This is a genomic window from Mesorhizobium escarrei (genome assembly GCF_935825525.1).
Classification (GTDB): Bacteria; Pseudomonadota; Alphaproteobacteria; order Rhizobiales; family Rhizobiaceae; genus Mesorhizobium; species Mesorhizobium escarrei.
In genome coordinates this window covers 1-1,299 of sequence record NZ_CAKXZT010000137.1, presented here as the reverse complement: position 1 = coordinate 1,299, position 1,299 = coordinate 1, and the positions used below count along the sequence as shown (strand labels likewise).

Annotated in this window: 1 protein-coding gene; it reads right to left on the bottom strand. The window is 60.9% G+C overall.

From position 1 onward, the window contains the following. Window positions 1–1,299: SAM-dependent methyltransferase (locus tag NMG80_RS21430; protein WP_436798649.1), on the bottom strand; the 1,299-nt coding region annotated here is incomplete at both ends.

Sequence of the window (1,299 nt, the reverse complement as noted above, 5' to 3'; positions counted from 1 at the left end):
ATCGCGTGAAAGCCATTGGCGCGCAGCCATGCCATCTGGCTGTGGAATGCGGCGGGCGTGAGCCGGTAACGGGCGAGCGCGGCCGGACCATCATCGGAGACGCTGTGATACATGAGGACAGGGATACGCTGCCGCCGCTCGCTGCGTGCGACGTCGCGGCGCAAGGCCCGCGCCCCGCCCCAGACGATATTTCGCGCGACCCCGATTTCGAGGGGCGCGCGGATTGGGACGTAATCGATTGTCGGTTCCGTCGTTTCATGTCCAGGTGAGAGGCGGCAGAAGCGGTCTATGCGATAGAGCTCCGTCTGGATCGATTGATCGAGGACGAGGCCTTCGGTCCCTGCCAGCGTCTCTGAGATCGCTTTTGCACCGAATGTGTTCCAGTCGAAGCCGGTCCTTTCAACGTTGTCACGTAAGACGAATGCGTGTGCGTTGATGAAACTGCCGCCAGGCGCCAATGCCTCGACGATTTTTCTGGAGATGCGCCCCAATTCAGCAAGGTCATCCAAGTAGTAGAGCACTTCCGAACAGAAGATTAGATCCATCTCACCCGGCAGCGTGTCGGCCGAGAAATCGAGTACGCCGAATTCAATATTCGGCTGATCGCTGCATCGCGCGCGGGCCCGCTCGATGGCTATGGCGGAGATGTCGGTTGCGGTCAGATGGTCCACCCGTGGTGCCAGCTTCCGCGTGAAGTGACCCTCAGCACAGGCCAGCTCAAGCGCCCGTCCTATGCGACCGGCCGGCAGAATTTCGAGCTGCCGCTCGTATTTTTCCTGCTCATAGGAGGAACGGTAGTTCCAGGGATCCTCGGTCGCGAAATAGCCATTCCAGAACGACGTGCGATCCTTGTCGTGCCTGGGCCGTGCGCGGCGCGGCGCCGCAGGAGGCTCCGCAGGTTCGGCGCTCGACCGAACCAGCTCCCGCGCTTGTGCGGCCAATTGCGCGAGTTTGCCAAAGTGGCTGTCCGGATCAGGCTCGCGTTCGGCTGTGGCTGACAATGCCTCGGCTGCGAGCGTGTTTGACGTGTCGGCGCCGGCGGCCTGTTGCGGTACAGGTGATCGTCCCGCAAACCTTGCCGCACTGTCTACAAGCCGCTCAGCGGCCACGACATTCTGGATCAATTCAATCCAATGATCCCTTGTCACCGTCCCGAGTACGCCGAACTGCACGACAGCCTCGATCTGGCCGTCCATCATCAGATGGGCATAAATTTTATCGATTCCGTCCGGAAGTTCGGTCGAGGTCGGATTTCGAATATCGACGCGAATTCTAAGTGTCCGCGCCAGCCTGCGCGGC